The sequence below is a fragment of the Streptomyces sp. JLYT201 genome (assembly GCF_059448825.1).
Map to the genome: position 1 here is coordinate 8,159,605 of NZ_CM182551.1, position 18,163 is coordinate 8,177,767.

Annotated in this window: 20 protein-coding genes; 12 read left to right on the plus strand and 8 right to left on the minus strand. The window is 74.3% G+C overall.

Going from position 1 to position 18,163, the window contains the following annotated elements; genetic code table 11:
• Nucleotides 1-93: 93 nt before the first annotated feature.
• Nucleotides 94-1,425: an aminotransferase class I/II-fold pyridoxal phosphate-dependent enzyme gene (locus tag AC5WAM_RS34780; protein ID WP_495519926.1), complete on the plus strand. Its 1,332-nt coding sequence runs from the start codon at nt 94-96 to the stop codon at nt 1,423-1,425.
• A 52-nt stretch (nt 1,426-1,477) separates the two neighbouring features.
• Here AC5WAM_RS34780 and AC5WAM_RS34785 read toward each other — a convergent pair whose 3' ends face one another.
• On the minus strand, nt 1,478-2,458 hold the full coding sequence (locus tag AC5WAM_RS34785; RefSeq protein ID WP_495519927.1) for a DMT family transporter: 981 nt from the start codon (nt 2,456-2,458) through the stop codon (nt 1,478-1,480).
• A 94-nt stretch (nt 2,459-2,552) separates the two neighbouring features.
• Here AC5WAM_RS34785 and AC5WAM_RS34790 point away from each other — a divergent pair, with 94 nt between their 5' ends.
• Nucleotides 2,553-3,455, plus strand: coding sequence for a LysR family transcriptional regulator (locus tag AC5WAM_RS34790; RefSeq protein WP_138958449.1), 903 nt, complete (start codon nt 2,553-2,555; stop codon nt 3,453-3,455).
• A gap of 141 nt (nt 3,456-3,596) precedes the next feature.
• On the opposite strand, the gene AC5WAM_RS34795 is transcribed toward AC5WAM_RS34790, so the two are convergent.
• Nucleotides 3,597-4,070, minus strand: coding sequence for a pyridoxamine 5'-phosphate oxidase family protein (locus AC5WAM_RS34795; protein WP_366796184.1), 474 nt, complete (start codon nt 4,068-4,070; stop codon nt 3,597-3,599).
• A 267-nt stretch (nt 4,071-4,337) separates the two neighbouring features.
• On the opposite strand from AC5WAM_RS34795, the gene AC5WAM_RS34800 reads away from it, so the two are divergent.
• Nucleotides 4,338-4,988 (plus strand): cysteine hydrolase family protein, encoded by a 651-nt coding sequence (locus AC5WAM_RS34800; RefSeq protein ID WP_495519928.1) that lies wholly within the window; start codon nt 4,338-4,340, stop codon nt 4,986-4,988.
• Nucleotides 4,989-4,992: 4 nt separating this feature from the next.
• Here the strand turns inward: AC5WAM_RS34800 and AC5WAM_RS34805 are convergent, their stop codons facing one another.
• Nucleotides 4,993-5,499 (minus strand): Rieske (2Fe-2S) protein, encoded by a 507-nt coding sequence (locus tag AC5WAM_RS34805; RefSeq protein ID WP_366796182.1) that lies wholly within the window; start codon nt 5,497-5,499, stop codon nt 4,993-4,995.
• Nucleotides 5,500-5,697: 198 nt separating this feature from the next.
• Here AC5WAM_RS34805 and AC5WAM_RS34810 point away from each other — a divergent pair, with 198 nt between their 5' ends.
• The 7 genes from AC5WAM_RS34810 (at nt 5,698) to AC5WAM_RS34840 (ending at nt 11,849) form a co-directional block, all read left to right on the plus strand.
• The gene (locus AC5WAM_RS34810) at nt 5,698-6,474 is read left to right on the plus strand and encodes a HipA family kinase (RefSeq protein WP_495519929.1); all 777 of its coding nucleotides are present in this window, start codon (nt 5,698-5,700) and stop codon (nt 6,472-6,474) included.
• Nucleotides 6,471-6,890, plus strand: a complete 420-nt coding sequence (locus tag AC5WAM_RS34815) for a DUF3037 domain-containing protein (RefSeq protein WP_366796180.1) — start codon at nt 6,471-6,473, stop codon at nt 6,888-6,890. The genes AC5WAM_RS34810 and AC5WAM_RS34815 overlap by 4 nt, the downstream gene beginning before the upstream one ends.
• 144 nt (nt 6,891-7,034) lie before the next feature.
• Nucleotides 7,035-7,796, plus strand: coding sequence for a 3-oxoacyl-ACP reductase FabG (gene fabG / locus AC5WAM_RS34820; protein ID WP_150509876.1), 762 nt, complete (start codon nt 7,035-7,037; stop codon nt 7,794-7,796).
• A gap of 44 nt (nt 7,797-7,840) precedes the next feature.
• On the plus strand, nt 7,841-8,596 hold the full coding sequence (locus AC5WAM_RS34825) for an SDR family oxidoreductase (protein WP_138958442.1): 756 nt from the start codon (nt 7,841-7,843) through the stop codon (nt 8,594-8,596).
• Nucleotides 8,597-8,800: 204 nt separating this feature from the next.
• Nucleotides 8,801-10,387 (plus strand): ABC transporter substrate-binding protein, encoded by a 1,587-nt coding sequence (locus AC5WAM_RS34830; RefSeq protein ID WP_495519930.1) that lies wholly within the window; start codon nt 8,801-8,803, stop codon nt 10,385-10,387.
• A gap of 128 nt (nt 10,388-10,515) precedes the next feature.
• A complete protein-coding gene (gene ung, locus AC5WAM_RS34835; protein WP_366796195.1) occupies nt 10,516-11,184 on the plus strand; it encodes a uracil-DNA glycosylase in 669 nt (222 codons plus the stop codon).
• A gap of 170 nt (nt 11,185-11,354) precedes the next feature.
• A complete protein-coding gene (locus tag AC5WAM_RS34840) occupies nt 11,355-11,849 on the plus strand; it encodes a hypothetical protein (protein ID WP_495523709.1) in 495 nt (164 codons plus the stop codon).
• A gap of 34 nt (nt 11,850-11,883) precedes the next feature.
• On the opposite strand, the gene AC5WAM_RS34845 is transcribed toward AC5WAM_RS34840, so the two are convergent.
• Both AC5WAM_RS34845 and AC5WAM_RS34850 read right to left on the minus strand, forming a co-directional pair.
• Nucleotides 11,884-12,399 carry a hypothetical protein gene (locus tag AC5WAM_RS34845; RefSeq protein WP_495519931.1) on the minus strand — a complete coding sequence of 172 codons (516 nt, stop codon included), beginning with the start codon at nt 12,397-12,399 and terminating at the stop codon, nt 11,884-11,886.
• Between the two features lie 138 nt (nt 12,400-12,537).
• Entirely contained in the window at nt 12,538-13,134 is a 597-nt protein-coding gene (locus tag AC5WAM_RS34850) for a TetR/AcrR family transcriptional regulator (RefSeq protein ID WP_495519932.1), read from the minus strand.
• A gap of 92 nt (nt 13,135-13,226) precedes the next feature.
• Here AC5WAM_RS34850 and AC5WAM_RS34855 point away from each other — a divergent pair, with 92 nt between their 5' ends.
• Both AC5WAM_RS34855 and AC5WAM_RS34860 read left to right on the plus strand, forming a co-directional pair.
• Nucleotides 13,227-14,492, plus strand: coding sequence for an FAD-dependent oxidoreductase (locus tag AC5WAM_RS34855; RefSeq protein WP_495519933.1), 1,266 nt, complete (start codon nt 13,227-13,229; stop codon nt 14,490-14,492).
• A gap of 10 nt (nt 14,493-14,502) precedes the next feature.
• Entirely contained in the window at nt 14,503-15,408 is a 906-nt protein-coding gene (locus tag AC5WAM_RS34860) for a Gfo/Idh/MocA family protein (RefSeq protein ID WP_495519934.1), read from the plus strand.
• On the opposite strand, the gene lnt is transcribed toward AC5WAM_RS34860, so the two are convergent.
• From lnt to AC5WAM_RS34875, 3 genes are all read right to left on the minus strand, one after another.
• Nucleotides 15,332-16,978, minus strand: a complete 1,647-nt coding sequence (lnt, locus tag AC5WAM_RS34865) for an apolipoprotein N-acyltransferase (RefSeq protein WP_495519935.1) — start codon at nt 16,976-16,978, stop codon at nt 15,332-15,334. The two genes, AC5WAM_RS34860 and lnt, sit on opposite strands and share 77 nt — an antisense overlap.
• A 224-nt stretch (nt 16,979-17,202) precedes the next feature.
• A complete protein-coding gene (locus AC5WAM_RS34870) occupies nt 17,203-17,733 on the minus strand; it encodes a nuclear transport factor 2 family protein (protein ID WP_495519936.1) in 531 nt (176 codons plus the stop codon).
• A 163-nt stretch (nt 17,734-17,896) separates the two neighbouring features.
• A complete protein-coding gene (locus tag AC5WAM_RS34875) occupies nt 17,897-18,046 on the minus strand; it encodes a hypothetical protein (RefSeq protein ID WP_374120593.1) in 150 nt (49 codons plus the stop codon).
• Nucleotides 18,047-18,163 lie beyond the last annotated feature (117 nt).

Sequence of the window (18,163 nt, forward strand, 5' to 3'; positions counted from 1 at the left end):
CGGGTGCGCGTCGTGCTCCGGCGTCCGCGTGCCGCGCGTGCCGCGCGTGCCGCCGTGTTGCCTCATCTATTGCACTAGTGCATACTGTGCTTTGTGCTAGGAGAGTATCCGATCGCCGGGCGGGGCGCAGCCGAGATCGCCGCCAGTGTCGAGCGCGCCGTGGGGCGCGGCGACCTGGAGCCGGGGCAATCGCTGCCCCCGATGCGGGAGTTGGCGCGTCAGCTGGGGGTGAATCCCAACACGGTGGCGGCGGCCTACCGCACGCTGCGCGAGCGCGGTGTCATCGAGACGGCCGGGCGGCGCGGCAGCCGGGTGCGCAGCAAGCCCGCGACCACCGCGCGCGAGTACAGCCGCCTCGTCGTGCCGCCCGGGGTGCGGGACGTCGCCAGCGGCAATCCGGACACCGCGCTCCTGCCGCCGCTGGCCGAGGCCTTCGCGACGGCGGCGGCGCACGCGGACCGGCACCCCGACCTGTACGGGGAGTCCGCCGTCGACCCCGAGTTCGGCCGCTGCGCGCGCGGGACGCTCGACCGGGACGGCGTGCCCCAGGGGCCGCTGGCCGTCACCTCCGGAGCGCTCGACGCGATCGAGCGGGTGCTCGTCGCCCGGCTGAAGGTCGGTGACGCGGTGGCCGTGGAGGACCCCGGGTGGGGCAGCGTCCTCGACCTCGTGCCCGCGCTCGGCCTGCGCCCGGTCCCGGTCGGCGTCGACGACGAGGGGCCGCTGCCCGACGACGTCGAGCGGGCGCTGCGGGCGGGGGCCCGCGCGCTCGTCGTCACCGCGCGCGCCCAGAACCCGACCGGCGCGGCCGTCGGCGCCACGCGCGCGCGTGCCCTGCGCGAGGTCCTCGCCGCGCACAAGGAGGCACTGGTCATCGAGGACGACCACGGCCACGGCATCGTCGATCTGCCGCTGCACACCCTGACCGGGGTGACCCACGCCTGGGCGTTCGTCCGCTCCACGGCCAAGGCGTACGGCCCGGACCTGCGCCTGGCCGTGCTCGCCGGTGACGTCGAGACGGTCGACCGGGTGCAGGGCCGGCTGCGGCTCGGGCCCGGCTGGGTCAGCAAGGTGCTCCAGCGGGCCGTCGTCCACCTGTGGGAGGGCGGCGCCGTGGACGCCCGGGAGGTGGCGGCGGCGTACGGGCGCAGGCGCGACGCGCTGATCGCGGACCTCGCGGAGCGCGGCGTCACGGCGTACGGACGCAGCGGCATGAACGTGTGGGTGCCGGTCCCCGACGAGACGGGGGTGGTGGCCCGCATGCTGCACGCGGGGTGGGCGGTCGCCCCGGGAGCGCGCTTTCGCCTGAGCGCGGCCCCGGGCGTGCGGATCACCGTCTCCGCGCTCGGCGGGGACGACGTCGCGGCCGTGGCCGAGGCCCTGACGGCGGCCGTGGGACCGGTGGTGGAGCGCCGCTACGGCTGACGGCCGTCGCCTGCCTGCCGGTGGGCGGCCCGCCGCACCCCTCCGACGGTGCTCACCTCCGTCTGCGCGGCTTGGACTGGGTGAGTGCGGCTCCCGCCAGGACGATGACGGCGCCTATCGGGGTCGTCCAGGTCAGGGACTCGCCGAGCACGGCGACGCCCGCCGCCGTCGCGATCACCGGAGTGAAGTACGTGACCATCTGGGCCGTCGTCGGGCCGACCTCGGCGACGATGTCGTACTGCACCAGGAAGGCGAGCCCGGTGCCGACCGCTCCAAGGGCGACGACCGCGAGCAGCGGCACCACGGGGAAGTGCCGCGGCAGGGACGTGAACAGCGGGGTCACGACGGCCAGTTCGACGGTGGCGACGAGGAGCTGGGCGCCGGTGAGGGAGAGGTTCGAGTGGCCGGAGCCCGCCAGGGTGCGGCGGACGTAGATCCAGCCGATCGGGTAGCACAGGGAGGCCAGCAGGGCCATGCCCGTGCCCCGGGCGTCCAGGCCGCTGAAGCCCTGCCAGGCGCCGAGCACCGTGAGCACGCCGAGGAAGCCGAGGCCTAGGCCCGCGACCCGGCGGCGCGTGGGGCGGTCCTCGGAGAGCGCGACGAGGGACAGGGCCATGCCCCACAGCGGCGACGTCGCGTTGCAGATCCCCGCGAGCGTCGAGGGGATCGTCAGCTCCGAGTACGCGAACAGGGAGAACGGCGCCGCGTTGAGCAGGAGTGCCGCCACCGCCAGATGCGCCCAGGTGCGCGGGGCGCGGGGGAGCCGCTCGCGCTTCACGACCAGGAAGACCGCGACCACCAGCGTGCCGAACAGCAGCCGCCCGAAGGTGACCTGGAACGGCGCGTAACCCTCCGTGCCGACCTTGATGAACAGGAAGCTGAAGCCCCAGACCAGGGAGAGGAACGCGAAGCGCAGACGCCAGTCCAGCTTGCGCCGGCCGCCCGCGCGCGGGGAGGCGGCTTCGGCGGGCGCGGTCGCGGGCGCCGATGGGGGCGCGGAGGTCGGAGCCGGGGCGGCGGCGGAGGTGCTCATGGTCGTCACGATGGATCAGTAGAAGGCTTAGCACAAGCGAGTTTTTGTCACCGGTATCGCGTAGCATTGCTTATATGTCGATCCTGGAGCGGCCATGTTGAATCTGGAGCGCCTGCGGACCCTCGACGCGCTCGCGCGGCACGGATCGGTGAGCGGCGCCGCCGCCGGGCTGCACGTCACGACGTCCGCCGTCTCGCAGCAGATGACCAAGCTGGAGCGCGAGGTGGGCCAGCAGCTGCTGGCGAAGAACGGCAGAGGCGTGCGCCTCACGGATGCCGGGCGGCTGCTCGCCGACCACGCCGCGCGCATCCTGTCCCAGGTGGAGCTGGCCCAGTCCGATCTGGAGCGGCAGCGCGGCAAGGCGGTCGGCGAGCTGCGGATCGCCGCGTTCCCGACGGCGATGCGCGGGCTGCTGCCCACCACCCTCGCCTCGCTGCGGGCCCACCACCCGGGCCTGCGCGTGACGGCCGAGGAGCTGGAGCCCCAGGCGGGCGTCCAGAAGGTGGTGCGCGGCGACCTGGACGTGGCGGTGGTCCTCGACTGGTACAACAAGCCGCTGCCGCTGCCCGAAGGCCTGCTCAAGGCCCCTCTGCTCGACGACCCCGCCGATGTGGCGATGCCCGTGGCGCACCCGCTGGCCGACCGCCCGGAGGTCGACCTGGAGGACTTCGCCGAGGACGAGTGGATCACGTGGACGGAGGGCGAGTTCTGCCACGAGTGGCTGATGTTCACCCTGCGCGGCCAGGGCTTCGAGCCGCGCATCGCCCACCGCGCCGAGGAGCACCACACCCAGCTCTCCCTGGTCGCGGCCGGGCTCGGCGTGTGCGTGGTGCCGCGGCTCGGCCGCGACCCGATGCCCGCGGGCGTGCGGACGGTGCCGGTCCGCCACCGGGTGCGGCGGCACGTGTACGTGGTGTGGCGCGCGGACGCCGACCGCCGCCCGTCGATCCGCGCGGCGGTGGAGGCGCTGCGGGTGGCGGGCGCGGGGCTCGGCTGACGGCGGGGCGGCCCCGCCGCGGCGGGTGGCGGTGCGGCCGGGCCGCGGCCTCTCTGGCTGTGGTCCCGGCCGTGACGCCTACCGCGGCCCCGGCCGTGACCCGCTCGGCCGTGACCCGCCCGGCCAGGGCGTCGGAGCGCGCTACCGGACGGGCTGCGCCAGCTTCCGGAAGTCCCAGGACGTCACCGCGTCCGGAGTGAGCCGCAGCCACGCGTGCCGCCCGTCGTGCACCATCGCGTCGAGGCCGAAGTTCTTCCGGGCGAACAGCCGCTCCACCGCGTCGAGTTCGGGGCAGGGCTCGCCGGTGCGCGGTGTCTCCCCGACGCGCTCGACGGTGCCGGTCAGCTCGGCGCCGCGCAGCTCGCCGTACGCCTCGCCCGCGTCGACGACGGCCGCGATCCGCGGATCGCGCCCGAGATCGGCCCAGCGCCTGCTGCGCGTGAGCGAGTACAGCCACAGGGACGTACCGTCCCACACGAACCACAGCGGGCTCGCGTGCGGGGAGCCGTCGGCGGACACCGTCGCAACCCGGCAGGTCCGCTCCGTGGTCAGGAAGGCGTCCAGCTCGTCCGGCGTCATCATGATCCTGCGGCCGCGGCGCTGTGTGAGGGCCATGCGTCGTCTCCTCCTCCGGGGCCGTGCGCGCGGTGGCCACGGCCGTGCGGCCGGGGCCGTTCGACATCGTGCCCGCGCGGGTGCGTGTCCGCGCGGCGCCGTGTCCGCGCTGCGGCGCCCTTAGCTGACAATGCGTCAGATGAGCATGCGGCGTCTTCCGCCGGGGCGCAATGCCGGTTAGCCTCCCGCGCACCGCGGCCGCCGGACGGCCACGGCCCGTGACCGGGCGGGCCGGGTCCCGCGCGACGGGCTCAGCCGAGGGGGACCATGCCCACGTACGAACAGCTCAGCCGTCTGCTCGACCCCGCGACCACCGCCCTGCTCACGGTCGAGTGCCAGCAGGGCGTCGTCGGGCCGCAGAGCGCGCTGCCCGAACTCGCCGAGGCGGCCCGCGCGTCGGGGGCCCTCACCAATGTGGCGCGCCTGGTGGCCGCCGCGCACGTCGGCGGCGTCCAGGTCCTGCACGCCGTCGCCGAACGGCGGCCCGACGGACGCGGAGCCAGCAGCAACGCGCGGCTCTTCAGAGCCGCGGAGAAGCTGCCCGTGCAGCAGCTGTCGGGCACCACGGCCGTCAGGGTCGCGCCGCCCGTCGAGGTCGCCGAGGAGGACTTCGTCGTCCGCCGGCTGCACGGCCTCTCGCCGCTCGCGGGCACCGACGTCGACGCCCTGCTGCGCAACGTCGGCTGCCGCACCCTCCTGGTGACCGGGGTCTCGGCCAACGTGGCGATCCCCAACGCCGTCTTCGACGCCGTGAACCTCGGCTACACCGCCGTCGTGCCCGCGGACGCCATCGCGGGAGTCCCTTCCGACTACACCCCCGCGATGGTCCGCAACACCCTCGCCCTCGTCGCCACCGTGACCTCCACCGAGGACGTCCTGGCCGTGTGGCGACGGCCGCGGCGGCTGCGGCCCGCGTAGCGGCTCAGGCCAGTCGGATCGCGTCCCCCTCCACGTGGATCTCGGCCGGGGGCAGCGGGCTCGTCGCCGGGCTCTGCCGCACGGCGCCGTCGGCGATGTCGAACTTGCTGCCGTGGCACGGGCAGTTGATGGTGCCGCCCTCCACGCTGGTGACCGGACACTGCTTGTGGGTACAGCGGTTCGAGAACGCCTTGAAGCGGCCCTTCGTCGGCTGCGTGACCACCACGCCCTCGTCCTTGAAGATCTTCCCGCCGCCCACGGGGATGTCGGCCGTCCTGGCGAGCACGGCGGCGGCCGCCGCGCCGCCCCCGTCCTTCTTCTCGCCCTCCTTGCCCGCCGGTTCCGACGCCCCCTTGTCCGACGCCCCCTTGTCACCGTCGTCGCTGTCGTCGCCGGAGCCGCAGCCGATGAGCACGACGGCCAGGCTGCCGGCGCCGGCGGCGGTGACGACGGTGCGGCGGGTGAGGTGGTGGCCCGTGGGCAGGGGGGAGGTGTCCCTTGAAGCAGTCATGTGGGGGGATACGGATGCGCGGAGCGGGTTGTTCAAGGTGCGACGGAGTTGGCCGCGCTGTCCTCGCGGTGCGCCCCAGGCCCGCCCCTTTCCGATTCCTGGGGACTCCGCCCCCAGACCCCCGCTCCTCGAACGCCGGAGGGGCTGAAGTGCAAGGCCGCACCCGCGAGGCCCCCGCGGGGCCAGTAACCTGGGGCAATGCTCTCCGAAGTCACCGCCGTCCGGTACGCCACGCCCCTGCGTGAGGGCGGGTCGCTGCCCGGCCTCGTCGAGACCACCGACGGGGACGGGGCGTACGGGACGTACGTCACGAAGTTCAGCGGGGCGGGCCAGGGACGCAAGACCCTGGTCGCGGAGGTGATCTGCGGGCAGCTGGCCCGGCGTCTGGGGCTGCGCGTGCCGCGCCTGGCGGGCGTCGGGCTCGACCCGGTGCTCGGTCTGGCCGAGCCGGACCAGGAGGTGCAGCAGCTGCTCAAGTCCAGCGGCGGGCTGAACCTCGGCATGGAGTACCTGTCGGGCGCTGTCGGCTTCGACCCGCTGGCCTTCGTGGTCGACCCCGTGGAGGCCGGCCGCGTGGTGTGGTTCGACGCGCTCGTCAACAACGTGGACCGCTCCTGGCGCAACCCGAACCTCCTGATGTGGCACGGGGACCTCTGGCTCATCGACCACGGCGCCAGCATGATCTGGCACCACAACTGGCCCACGGCGCAGACCGCTTCGGCCAGGGCGTACGACGCCTCCGACCACGCCCTCGCCCCGTACGGCCCCGACGTCGCCGCGGCCGCCGCCGTGCTGGCCCCGCTGGTCACCAAGGAACTGCTCGCCGAGGTGACCACCGACGTGCCCGACGCGTGGCTGGACGGCGAGCCGGGCTTCGACGGCGCCGACGCCGTGCGGCAGGCCTACGCCGACGCGCTGCTTCCGCGGGCGGAGAGCATCCACGAACGGATCACCCTGGAAGGCACCGGCAAGTGACTGACGCGACCGAATCGGCCGAGGCGACCGGGGCCCCCGCGCGGGACGTCTACGAGTACGCCCTCCTGCGGGTCGTCCCGCGCGTCGAGCGCGGCGAGCAGTTCAACGCGGGCGTGGTGCTCTACTGCCGCGCCAAGTCCTATGTGGCCGCCCGCGTCCACCTCGACGAGGCCAAGCTCCGCGCCCTCGACCCGGCGGCCGACGCCGCGGGGGTGCGCGCGGCCCTCGGCGCCGTCGCGGGCGTCTGCGCGGGCGGCGAGCGAGCGGGGCAGGCCGCGGGGGACGACGCCGGGCGGCGCTTCCGGTGGCTCATCGCGCCGCGTTCGACGGTGGTCCAGCCGGGGCCCGTGCACACCGGCCTCACCGCCGACCCCGAGGCCGAGGTCGAGCGGCTGGTCGAGCTCCTGGTGCGCTGACCGACGAGCGCCCCGCGCCGACTCCGGGCGTGCCGTTGACACCGGGTGCCAGGGCTTCTAGCGTCTCGTCTGCTGAAGGTACTAAGCGGTCGCTCACCTGGGGGCGTGCCGCGGAGCCGCATCCCAAGGGCGAGGAGAGCCAGCATGTCCACCACTGAGCAGCGCGTCGCGGTCGTGACCGGAGCGGCGCGAGGCATCGGCGCCGCCACCGCCGTACGGCTCGCCGCCGAGGGCCGCGCCGTCGCCGTGATCGACCTCGACGAGGCCGCCTGCAAGGACACTGTCGAGAAGATCACAGCGGCAGGCGGGCGGGCCCTCGCCGTCGGCTGCGACGTGTCCGACGAGGCGCAGGTCGAGGCCGCGGTCGCCCGCATCGCCCAGGAGCTCGGCGCCCCGACGATCCTGGTGAACAACGCGGGCGTGCTGCGCGACAACCTCCTGTTCAAGATGAGCGCGGACGACTGGGACACGGTCATGAACGTGCATCTGCGGGGCGCGTTCCTGATGTCCAAGGCCTGTCAGAAGCACATGGTGGACGCGGGCTTCGGCCGCATCGTGAACCTCTCCAGTTCCTCCGCGCTCGGCAACCGTGGACAGGTCAACTACGCGGCGGCCAAGGCGGGCATGCAGGGCTTCACCAAGACGCTCGCCAAGGAGCTCGGCAAGTTCGGCGTCACCGCCAACTCGGTCGCGCCCGGCTTCATCGCCACCGAGATGACCAAGGCCACCGCCGAACGCGTCGGGATGGGCTTCGAGGACTTCCAGGCCGCGGCGGCCACGCAGATCCCCGTGCAGCGCGTCGGCGAGCCCGAGGACATCGCCAACGCCATCGCCTTCTTCACCGGCGACGCGGCGGGCTTCGTCTCCGGCCAGGTCCTGTACGTGGCCGGCGGTCCGCTCAACTAGCGCTCCCTTCCCGACGCAAGGCCCGACGCAAAGGACAGTACGGAATGGCAGTGCAGGACAGCGGCAAGGCGGCGCTCGTCACCGGGGCGAGCCGCGGCATCGGCTACGGCATCGCGGAGGCGCTCGTCGCCCGCGGCGACCGCGTGTGCATCACCGGGCGCAACGAGGACGCCCTCAAGGAGGCCGTCGAGAAGCTCGGCTCCGACCGCGTCATCGGCGTCGCGGGCAAGGCCCACGACGAGGCGCACCAGGCGGTCGCCGTGGAGCGGGCCATGGAGGCCTTCGGGCGCGTCGACTACCTGGTCAACAACGCCGGGACCAACCCCGTGTTCGGGCCCATGGCCGACCTCGACCTGAACGTGGCCCGCAAGGTCTTCGAGACGAACGTGATCTCGGCGCTCGGCTTCGCGCAGCTCACGTGGAAGGCGTGGCAGGGCGAGCACGGCGGCGCGATCGTGAACATCGCCTCGATCGCGGGCGTGGCCGCGTCGCCGTTCGTCGGCGCGTACGGCATGAGCAAGGCCGCCATGGTCAATCTGACGCTCCAGCTGGCGCACGAGTTCGCCCCGAAGGTCCGGGTCAACGCGATCGCCCCGGCGGTGGTCAAGACCCAGTTCGCGCGGGCGCTGTACGAGGGCCGCGAGGAGGAGGTGACGTCGGCGTACCCGCTGGGGCGGCTCGGCGTGCCGTCCGACGTCGGCGGCGCGGCGGCCTTCCTCACCTCCGCGCAGTCCGACTGGATCACCGGTCAGACGCTCGTGGTCGACGGCGGCATCTTCCTGAACGCGGGCGTGGGCTGACCGGCCGCTTCCGCCTCCGGCCGGTGCGGGCTCCCCGCCCCACCGGCCGATGAGGGGCGCGGCGGCACATCGTACAAACCTCAACAACCGCTCGTACGCGACGTTCGCACGCATCAAGTACCGCCTCGGCGAGCCGGGTTGGAGCGGCTGGACCTTGCGGTATGGTCTGCCGCCCCATGGCACGGCAGATCGAGGAGCGCCACCGTGTTCACAAGAGGTCAGCTGCGATGTCTGCGTCCGTTCGCGGCGTCGTTGTCCATATCCCTGCTCGCCGGGTGCGGGATGTTCTCGTCCGACGACTCGGACGACGAGGACGTCATCACCGTGGGGACGACGAGCGCGCCGACCACGCTCGACCCCGCGGCGTCCTGGGACGGCTCCTGGGAGCTGTACCGGAACGTGTTCCAGACGCTGCTCAGCTTCCCGTCCGGCGCCACGCAGCCACAGGGGGACGCCGCCCGCTCGTGCCGTTTCACCGACGGCTCCAGCACGGTCTACGCGTGTACGCTCCGCGAGGGCCTGACGTTCTCCGACGGTGACGCGCTGGACGCCGCGGCCGTGAAGTACACCTTCGACCGCATCCGGCGCATCGACGTCAAGGGCGGCCCCGCGGGACTGCTCGGCGCCCTGGACTCGGTCGCCGCCAAGGGCGAGCGGACCGTGGTCTTCCGGCTGAAGAGGCCGGACGCGACCTTCCCGTTCGTGCTGGCCACGCCCGCCATGTCGATCGTCGACCCCGACGACTACCCGGCGGACAGGCTCCGCGAGGGCGACGGGGTCACCGGCTCGGGCCCGTACGAGCTGGACGACTACCGCGCCGACGACAAGGCCGTCCTGGTCAAGAACGACCGCTACCGGGGCGCCGCCGACCGCAAGAACGACGCCGTGACCATCCGCTACTTCGACGACTCCGCGGCCATGGTCAAGGCGCTGCGGGACAAGGAGCTCGACCTGACCTTCCGCGGCATCGCCGCCGAGGACGTCGTGGCGCAGCAGGGCGCGGGCAAGGCGGAGCACCTCCGGCTCGTCGAGGGCGCGGGCGCCGAGATCCGCTACCTGGTGTTCAACCCCAAGGACCCCTGGGCGCGCAAGCCCGCGGTGCGCAAGGCGTTCGCGCAGGTCCTCGACCGCCCGGCGCTCGCGCACAAGGTGTACAAGGACACCGTCGAGCCGCTGTACTCGATGGTGCCGCGCGGGGTGAACGGCCACACCACGGGCTTCTTCGACGAGTACGGCGAGCCCAGCGCGGCCAAGGCGAAGCGCGTCCTCACGGCCGCGGGCATCACCGAGCGGGTGCCGCTCACCCTCTGGTACGCCACCGACCGCTACGGCTCCGTGACCGCGTCGGAGTTCGCCGAGCTCAAGCGGCAGCTGGAGGACTCGGGCCTGTTCCGGATCACGATCAAGGGCCGCCCCTGGAAGGCCTTCGAGGCGGGCTACAAGGAGGGCCGGTACCCGGTCTTCGGGCGCGGCTGGTTCCCGGACTTCCCGGACGCGGAGAACTTCATCGCGCCCTTCGTGGGCGAGCGCAACGTCCTCAACACGCCCTACCCGTCGCCGACGATCACCGAGCGGCTGCTTCCGCGCTCGCGGCGCGAGGCGGACCGGGGCAAGGTCGCCGGCGAGTTCGAGGAGGCACAGCGCGTCCTCGTCGACGACGTCCGGCTGCTGCCGGTGTGGCAGGGCAAGCAGTACATCATGGCCAGCGAGGAGATCGCGGGCGGCGAACGGGCCCTCGACCCGTCGGCGATCATGATGATGTGGGAGCTGAGCCGGAAGACCAGCTGGTAGCCGCGGCGGCGCAGGCCTGGCCGTGGGCGGCCGTGGGTGGCCGGGGGTCGGTTGTCAGTGGTCGGCGGTAGGTTCGGAGCCGAAGAACAGACCGCACACCGGAGGTTGTTGACGTGACCGACATCGCCATGCTGCCCGCGTCCTGGCGCGGAGTCCTCGGCGAGGAGCTCCAGAAGCCCTACTTCAAGGAGCTCACCGAGTTCGTCGAGGAGGAGCGGGCGAAGGGGCCGGTGTTCCCGCCGCGCGAGGAGGTCTTCGCCGCCCTGGACGCGACGCCGTACGAGGACGTGAAGGTCCTGATCCTCGGCCAGGACCCGTACCACGGCGAGGGCCAGGGCCACGGCCTGTGCTTCTCGGTCCGCCCCGGCGTGCGGACCCCGCCGTCGCTGCGGAACATCTACAAGGAGATGCAGGCGGAGCTCGGCCTGCCGATCCCGGACAACGGCTATCTGATGCCGTGGGCCCGCCAGGGCGTCCTGCTGCTCAACGCGGTCCTGACGGTGCGCGCCGGTGAGGCGAACTCGCACAAGGGCCGGGGCTGGGAGAAGTTCACGGACGCGGTGATCCGGGCCGTCGCCGACCGCGAGGAGCCGGCCGTCTTCGTCCTGTGGGGGAACTACGCGCAGAAGAAGCTGCCCCTGATCGACCAGGAGCGGCACGTCGTGGTCAAGGGCGCGCACCCCTCTCCGCTGTCCGCCAGGAAGTTCTTCGGCTCGCAGCCCTTCACGCAGATCAACGAGGCGGTGGCGGCCCAGGGCCACACCCCGATCGACTGGCGGATCCCGAGCGCGGGCTGACCTCGGGGCCCGTCCGCGGGGCCGGGCCGGTGTCCGTCACCGTCCTGGCGCAGCGGGCGGGCGCGGGCCGCCCGCGTCGCACCGCGCCTGACGGGGATTGTCAGTGGCGGCGGCTAGCGTCGGAGCAGTGGGACGACCGAGGACTGACGGCGGACGCGGAGGGCGGCGCGGTGGTGGAGCGGCAGGAACGGACGGCGGACGGCGAGGACGTCGTGATGACCCGGATCGGGCAGGCGGTCATGCTCCAGCACGCCGGTGACCGCGAGGAGGCCAGGACCCGCTTCCTGGCGCTCTGGGCGGAGATCGGCGAGGACGGCGACGCGCTGCACCGCTGCACCCTCGCGCACTACATGGCGGACGCCCAGGACGACCCGGCGGACGAACTGGCCTGGGACCTCAGGGCGTTGTCGGCGGCGGACGAGCTGACCGACGAGCGGGTCGGCGCCCACCACCACTCCCTCGCGGTCCGCGGGTTCTACCCCTCGCTGCATCTGAACCTGGCGGCGGACTATGTGAAGCTCGCCCGCCCCGAGGCGGCCCGCAGCCAGCTGCGCCTCGCGCGCGGCGCGGTCGGCGCGCTCGGCGACGACAGCTATGGGGACGGCATCCGCGCGGCCCTGCACCGCCTGGAGGTGCAGGTGGGCGAGGGCGCCGTCGAGGAGTGACACCGCCCCGCGCCGCGCGGCCGGGCAGCGCTTCTCAACTTCCGTACACCTGGCGGCAGATGACCGCCTGAGGGCTGTCCGGGTCCCAGTGGCCGTGCTTCTGCGCGAGGGCGCAGACCCCCGGCTCGCCGCGAGGGCGGGGCGGCGGACCGGGCGGTGTCTCGCGGGGGCGGGGCCCGTGCCGGGGAGCGCCGGGACGCGGCGGCTCGGGGCGGGTGCGCACGGGGGCCGGCGGCCCGGCGGGCGCGGCCGCGCGGGGCGGTGGCGGAGGCGCGGCAACGGCGGGGGACGCCGGGCGGAGCACGCGCCTCGGCGGCGCGGACGGCGGCGCGGCGCGCTGCAGCCGCTCGCGGGCCGGGGGCTGGGTGGCCCGCGGCGGCGGCCGGTCCCCGGCGCCGGGCGAACGCTCCGCCGGGCCCGGGGGCGCCTTCCCCCGATCGGCGGCCGTCCGGTCGGCAGCCGCCCGGTCGACGCCCACGCCGACGCAGCCGGAGACGGCCGAGACGGTCACGGAGACGAGCAGGGCCATGGTGGTCGTCGTGCGCCGCATCCCGAGCACTCTGCCGGGCGCCCGGCGGCGTACGGCCGTGAAGGCGGGCCGATGCGCCCGCACGGGGGACGGCACGGCCCTCCGGCCGGGGCGCGCCCTGCCGGAGTGCGCCGCCCGGCCGGGGCGCGCCCCCGTCCGCTATCCGTCCAGCATCCCGCTCAGCAACTCCCCGAATCCCGCCCGCAGTTCCGCCAGGGTCGGGGTCTTCGCGCTGTACGAACCCGCCACGCAGGAGAACATCAGGCCGTCGCACCACGCGACCAGGGCCAGGGTGTGCCGGTCCGGGTCCGTGGAGCCCGCCGCGCGGACGAACGCGTGCAGCGGCTCGCGGAACCGGGCGCCCGTGGCGTCGTAGTACGCCCGCAGCTCGGGGCGTCGCGTCGCCTCCAGGGCCAGCTCGTAGCGGGACACGAGCAGGGCCCGGTGCTCGGCGCCGGAGAGGAAGCGGTGCAGGGTCCGGGCGAGGCCGTCGACCAGGCCCGCGCGGCCGGCCGCCGGATCCGGCAGCTCCTCGGGGGTGAGCACGGCCGCCTCGCGCTGCGCCTGGCGCCGCACCGCCGCTTCGAGGAGCGCGAGCCGGGTGCGGGCGTGGTTCGACGTCGAGCCCGGGGGGAGCCCCGCCGCCTCGTCGACGGCCCGGTGGGTGAGGCCGCGCATCCCGCGCTCGGCGAGCAGGGCCAGCGCGGTGTCGGCGATCAGTTCGGGGCGCGAGGGGCCCTGGGCGCGTGCGGACATGGAGACACCCTACCCAGCGCACTACAGCTGTAGTAACTTCATCTCTCGGTACTACAGCTGTAGTGCCACGGGTGTGCGACCGAGGAGAGACCATGGCCCCCACAGGCAAGCCCCTCAAGCCCCTCACGTCCGACGGGGCCGCCGGACCCCACGCCGTCGTCGTGGGCGGCGGCATCGGCGGACTCACCACCGCGATCGCCCTGCGCCGGTCCGGCTGGCGCGTCACCGTCCTCGAACGCGCGGCGTCCCTGGAGCCCGTCGGCTCCGGCATCGGCCTCGCCCCCAACGCCCAGCGCGCCCTCGACGTCCTGGGCCTCGGCGACGCCGTGCGCGAGCTCGCCGCCTGGCAGGGCGTGGGCGGCCTGCGCGCGCAAGGCGGCCGCTGGCTGGTGCGCACCACGTCCGCCGCCACGGCACGGGAGTTCGGCGGCGCCCTCGTGCTCCTGCACCGGGCGACGCTCGTCGACCTGCTGGTCGCCGCGCTGCCCGGCGACAGCCTGCGCACCGGTACGGCCGCGCGGCTCGTGGACCCCGGCGGGCCCGGCCGCCCCGCCGTCGTGGGCACCCCCGAAGGCGACATCGAGGCCGACCTCGTCGTCGGCGCCGACGGCATCAACTCCGGGGTGCGCAAGAAGCTGTTCCCGGCCCACCCCGGGCCCGTGTACACCGGGTTCACCGCCTGGCGGCTCGTCGTGCCCGCGCCGAAGCGGCCCTTCGCCCCGCACGAGACCTGGGGCCGCGGCGGCGTGTGGGGGACCCAGCCGCTGAAGGACGGCAGGATCTACGCGTACGGCACGGCGCTCGTGCCGCCGGGCACCCGCGCGCCCGACGACGAGAAGGCCGAGCTGACGCGGCGCTTTCGCGACTGGCACGACCCGATCCCCGAGATCGTCGCCGCCGCCCGCCCCGAGGACGTGCTGCGCAACGACGTGTGGCACCTGGCCACCCCGCTCGCCGCCCACCACCGCGGCCGCGTCGCGCTCGTCGGCGACGCCGCGCACGCCATGGCGCCCACCCTCGGCCAGGGCGGCAACCAGGCCATCGAGGACGGCGTCGTGCTCGCCCACCACGTGCGGCCCGGCGGCGACCTCCGCGCGGGCCTGGCCGCCTACAGCGCCGCCCGCGTGCCCCGGACCACCGCCGTCGTCCGGCGGGCCGCCCGCACCGCCCGCCTCAACCACCTCACCCACCCCGGGCTCATCACCGCGCGCGACGCCCTGATGCGCGCCGCGCACCGGCTCGGCCCGAACCTGATCATGCGGGGCTTCTCCTCGATCGCCGACTGGCAGCCGCCGGGTCCCCCGTATGCTGCGGAGACGGACGCGGGGGCGCATGGGCGTGAACCGGCACGACGGTAGGGAGACAGTGGTGAAGGTCGGCTGCATCGGACTCGGTGACATCGCGCAAAAGGCGTACCTGCCGGTGCTCACCACGCAGCCAGGCGTCGAGCTGCACCTCCAGACCCGCACGCCGGCCACCCTGGAGCGGATCGGTGAGATCCACCACATCCCCGCCGGGCAGCGCCACACCGACCTGGACGCGCTGCTCGCCCAGGACCTCGACGCGGCCTTCGTGCACGCGCCGACCGCCGCGCACCCCGAGATCGTGGAGCGCCTCCTGGAGGCGGGCGTGGCGACGTACGTGGACAAGCCCATCGCGTACGAACTCGCCGACTCCGAGCGGCTCGTGGAGCTCGCCGAGCGGCGCGGCGTGAGCCTCACCGTCGGCTTCAACCGCCGCTACGCGCCCGGCTACGCCCAGTGCGCCGAGCACCCGCGCGAGCTGATCCTGATGCAGAAGAACCGCGTGGGCCTTCCCGAGGACCCGCGCACGATGGTGCTCGACGACTTCATCCACGTCGTGGACACGCTGCGGTTCCTCGTGCCCGGCGCCGTCGACCACGTGAGCGTGCGCGGCCGGGTCGCGGACGGCCTCCTGGAGCACGTCGTGCTCCAGCTCGCGGGCGACGGCTTCACCGCCATCGGCGTGATGAACCGGCTCAGCGGCTCCACCGAGGAGATCCTCGAAGTCTCCGGGCAGGACACCAAGCGGCAGGTCCTCAACCTCGCCGAGGTCGTGGACCACAAGGGCCAGCCCACCGTGCGGCGGCGCGGCGACTGGGTGCCGGTGGCCCGCCAGCGCGGCATCGAGCAGGTCACGCTCGCCTTCCTCGACGCCGTGCGCGCGGGCAAGGTGCTCAGCGCCCGGGACGCGCTGGCGACCCATGAGCTGTGCGAGCGGGTGGTACGAGCGGTGCGCGAGCAGGCCGCCTGAGCGTCCGCGCCGCTTCGGCGGCGGCGAGCGCGACGAGGACCGCGAGCGCGCCGTACACCGGCCAGTCGCCGTACCGCACGTACGGCGTGGTGCCCGTGGCCAGCGGGACCTCGTACTCCGCCGTGCCCGACGCCGAGGTGCCGAGCGGCTCGCCGACGCGCTCGCCGCTCGGGCCGTAGACCGCCGAGACGCCGGTGAGCGTCGCGTGCACCATGGGGCGGCCGGTCTCGGCGGCCCGCAGGGCGGCGAGCGAGGCGTGCTGCTCGGGGGCCCAGCTGTGCTGGAACGAGGACGTGGCGGACTGCGCGAGCAGCAGCTGCGCGCCCTCGCGGGTGAGGTGGCGGCTCATGTCGGGGAACGCCGACTCGAAGCACACCAGGGGCCCCACGCGCAGCCCGTCCGCCAGGTCCATCACGACCGGCCGCTCGCCGCGCCTGCGGTCCTCACCGGCGGCCTTGCCCACCGACGTGGCCCAGCCGAGCAGCGAGCGCGCCGGGACGTACTCGCCGAAGGGGACGAGGCGCATCTTGTCGTAGCGGTCGCCCGTCGGCCCGTCCGGGCCCACGAGCACGGAACTCTTGAAGATGCCGGTCCTGTCCGAGCGCCGGGCGTCCACGTTCACCAGGATCTCGGCGCCCACCCGACGCGAGAGCGCCGCGATCCGGCGGGCCAGGTCGGGCCGGTCCGCCAGGTCGTGCCCGACGCTGCTCTCGCCCCACACCACGAGGTCGAGGCCGCGGCCCGTGAGGGCGCGGGTCAGCGCCTCCTCGCGGTCGAACCGTCGCTCGGGGCCGTCCGGTCCGTCCAGGACGCCGGGCTGGACGACGGCGACGCGGACGCTGCCCGCGGCCTCGGGGCGCGGGGACCAGGTCCACGCCGTGGTGGTCGCCGCGGCCACGGCGACGAGCCCGGCGACGGCCGGTGCCCGCGCCGACCGCCATGCGAGGAGCACCGCGACCCCCGTGTTCACGGCCACGACGAGCGCGCTGACCAGCCAGACGCCGCCCACCGAAGCGAGCCGCAGGGCGGGCTCCACCTGCCACTGGCTGGAACCGAGCAGCCCCCACGGGCCGCCGAGGCCTTCCCAGGACCGCACCAGTTCGACGCAGAGCCAGGCGGACGGCAGCACGAGCAGCGCGGCCGCGGCCCGCTTCCGGGACGGGGCGCCGCCGAGGAAGCGGTGCGCGAGCCAGCCCCAGGGCGCCCACAGGAGCCCGAGGAGCGCGGCGATGACGAGCGTGAACACATGCAGGCTCGGCAGCAGCCAGTGGTGCACGGCCACCATGAAGCCGAGCCCGCCGAGCCAGCCGTCGAGCGCGGCCCGCCGCCCCGATTCCGCCGAGCGGGTGAGCAGGATCCACGGCACGAGCGCGACGTACGCGAACCACCACCAGGACGGCTCGGGGAAGGCCAGCGCGGGCAGGGCGCCGCTCAGGGCGGCCAGCGAGCCGCGCTGCCACCGCGAGGCGAGGGCGGCGTCCAGGCGGTGGCGCCAGGAGGGGGAGTCCCCCCGGGGCCGGGCCCGTCGGGGGGCCCACCGGCCTGGCCGCTTGCCGCTGAGTACGTCCATGCAGCGCGCCTCCTTGCCCCCGACTCGGCCCGACGCCCGGTCGTGCTCCCAGTGTGCGCGCCGGTGACGATCTAGGACAGGGGGCGGAGCCGCCCGGGTCACGGAGCGCCCCGGAGCGCCCGGCGCACCGGGTGACCGCTTCCGTGCGGACGCGCGCGGATCCGCCGTGCGCCGACTGCTCCCGGCCCGTTCGTGGCCTGTTCGGGGCTCGTTTCCGGCCGTGGTCAGCCCGGCTCGGTGAGCGGTGGCGTCCGCTGTCCGACGACGGCCTGGTCCCACGTCTGCCCGGCGGCCCGGGTGCTGCGCCACTTCTCCCGTACGACCACCTGACGCAGCCGCCAGCCGCCGTGCGTACGCAGCGCGGTGAATTCGTAGCGGCCGCCGCAGGTGAAGTCGGGCGCGGTGGTGGGCTCGGCGTCGGGCTCCCCGGCGAACCGCAGGGGGTTCAGATAGTCGGCCCGTACGCGCGCGGTGTCGCCGACGTCCTGCTCGCGGACGCCGAAGCGGAGTCTGCGGTTGACGATGAAGTGCTGGCGCATCGCGAACATGTGCATCGTCTCCGCGAGCCACGCGGAGACCTCCGTCGCGGAGCCCTCGATGCCGCCCGCCGAGCGGTAGTCGGCGCGCCCCTCGGGCGTGAACAGCTGTCGGTACGCGTCCCAGTCGCCGTCGTCGACGGAACCGGCGTAGTCGGTGATGAGGGTGTCGATGGCCAAGCGGTCGATGAGGGCGGCGAGTTCCACGCGCTGCGTCATCGCCTCAGTGTTGGGCACCGCGCGTGCGGAGCCAAGAGGCAGGGCGTGGATCGGGGAACTCCTCGTGACCTGCCCGCGAGAGGGGGAACTCCCGGGAAGAACCCCCGGGGACAGTGTCCCCGGGGGCGGGGCGCCATAGCGTCCGGGGGAGGGGGAGTGTTGCCTAGGCGGCCTGGACGACCTCCGCGCGCACCGCCTCGGCCCACTCGGTCACCAGCTGCTCGTACTCCCGGCGCTGCTCGGCGGAGAGTCGGCCGCCGGCGCGCAGCCACAGGCCTCGTATCCGCTCGTTCAACTCGGTAGAAGACCGCACGGAACCATGGGGTTGAGGGGTTAAGGGCATGCACTCAGCCTAGGCGATGGGTCCGACAATCGGAACTGTCGGCTACCGCACACCTGCGGCACGTGATCACGCCGGAGTGGGATCCGG

Bases quoted from the DNA above. Each gene is read 5' to 3' on its own strand.
- AC5WAM_RS34795 (WP_366796184.1), bottom strand. From the start codon at position 4,070: ATGGCCCTCACACAGCGCCGCGGCCGCAGGATCATGATGACGCCGGAC.
- AC5WAM_RS34785 (WP_495519927.1), bottom strand. From the start codon at position 2,458: ATGAGCACCTCCGCCGCCGCCCCGGCTCCGACCTCCGCGCCCCCATCG.
- fabG (WP_150509876.1), top strand. From the start codon at position 7,035: ATGTCCACCACTGAGCAGCGCGTCGCGGTCGTGACCGGAGCGGCGCGA.
- AC5WAM_RS34845 (WP_495519931.1), bottom strand. From the start codon at position 12,399: ATGCGGCGCACGACGACCACCATGGCCCTGCTCGTCTCCGTGACCGTC.
- lnt (WP_495519935.1), bottom strand. From the start codon at position 16,978: ATGGACGTACTCAGCGGCAAGCGGCCAGGCCGGTGGGCCCCCCGACGG.
- AC5WAM_RS34810 (WP_495519929.1), top strand. From the start codon at position 5,698: ATGCTCTCCGAAGTCACCGCCGTCCGGTACGCCACGCCCCTGCGTGAG.
- ung (WP_366796195.1), top strand. From the start codon at position 10,516: ATGCTGCCCGCGTCCTGGCGCGGAGTCCTCGGCGAGGAGCTCCAGAAG.
- AC5WAM_RS34855 (WP_495519933.1), top strand. From the start codon at position 13,227: ATGGCCCCCACAGGCAAGCCCCTCAAGCCCCTCACGTCCGACGGGGCC.
- AC5WAM_RS34805 (WP_366796182.1), bottom strand. From the start codon at position 5,499: ATGACTGCTTCAAGGGACACCTCCCCCCTGCCCACGGGCCACCACCTC.
- AC5WAM_RS34870 (WP_495519936.1), bottom strand. From the start codon at position 17,733: ATGACGCAGCGCGTGGAACTCGCCGCCCTCATCGACCGCTTGGCCATC.
- AC5WAM_RS34825 (WP_138958442.1), top strand. From the start codon at position 7,841: ATGGCAGTGCAGGACAGCGGCAAGGCGGCGCTCGTCACCGGGGCGAGC.
- AC5WAM_RS34800 (WP_495519928.1), top strand. From the start codon at position 4,338: ATGCCCACGTACGAACAGCTCAGCCGTCTGCTCGACCCCGCGACCACC.
- AC5WAM_RS34790 (WP_138958449.1), top strand. From the start codon at position 2,553: ATGTTGAATCTGGAGCGCCTGCGGACCCTCGACGCGCTCGCGCGGCAC.
- AC5WAM_RS34850 (WP_495519932.1), bottom strand. From the start codon at position 13,134: ATGTCCGCACGCGCCCAGGGCCCCTCGCGCCCCGAACTGATCGCCGAC.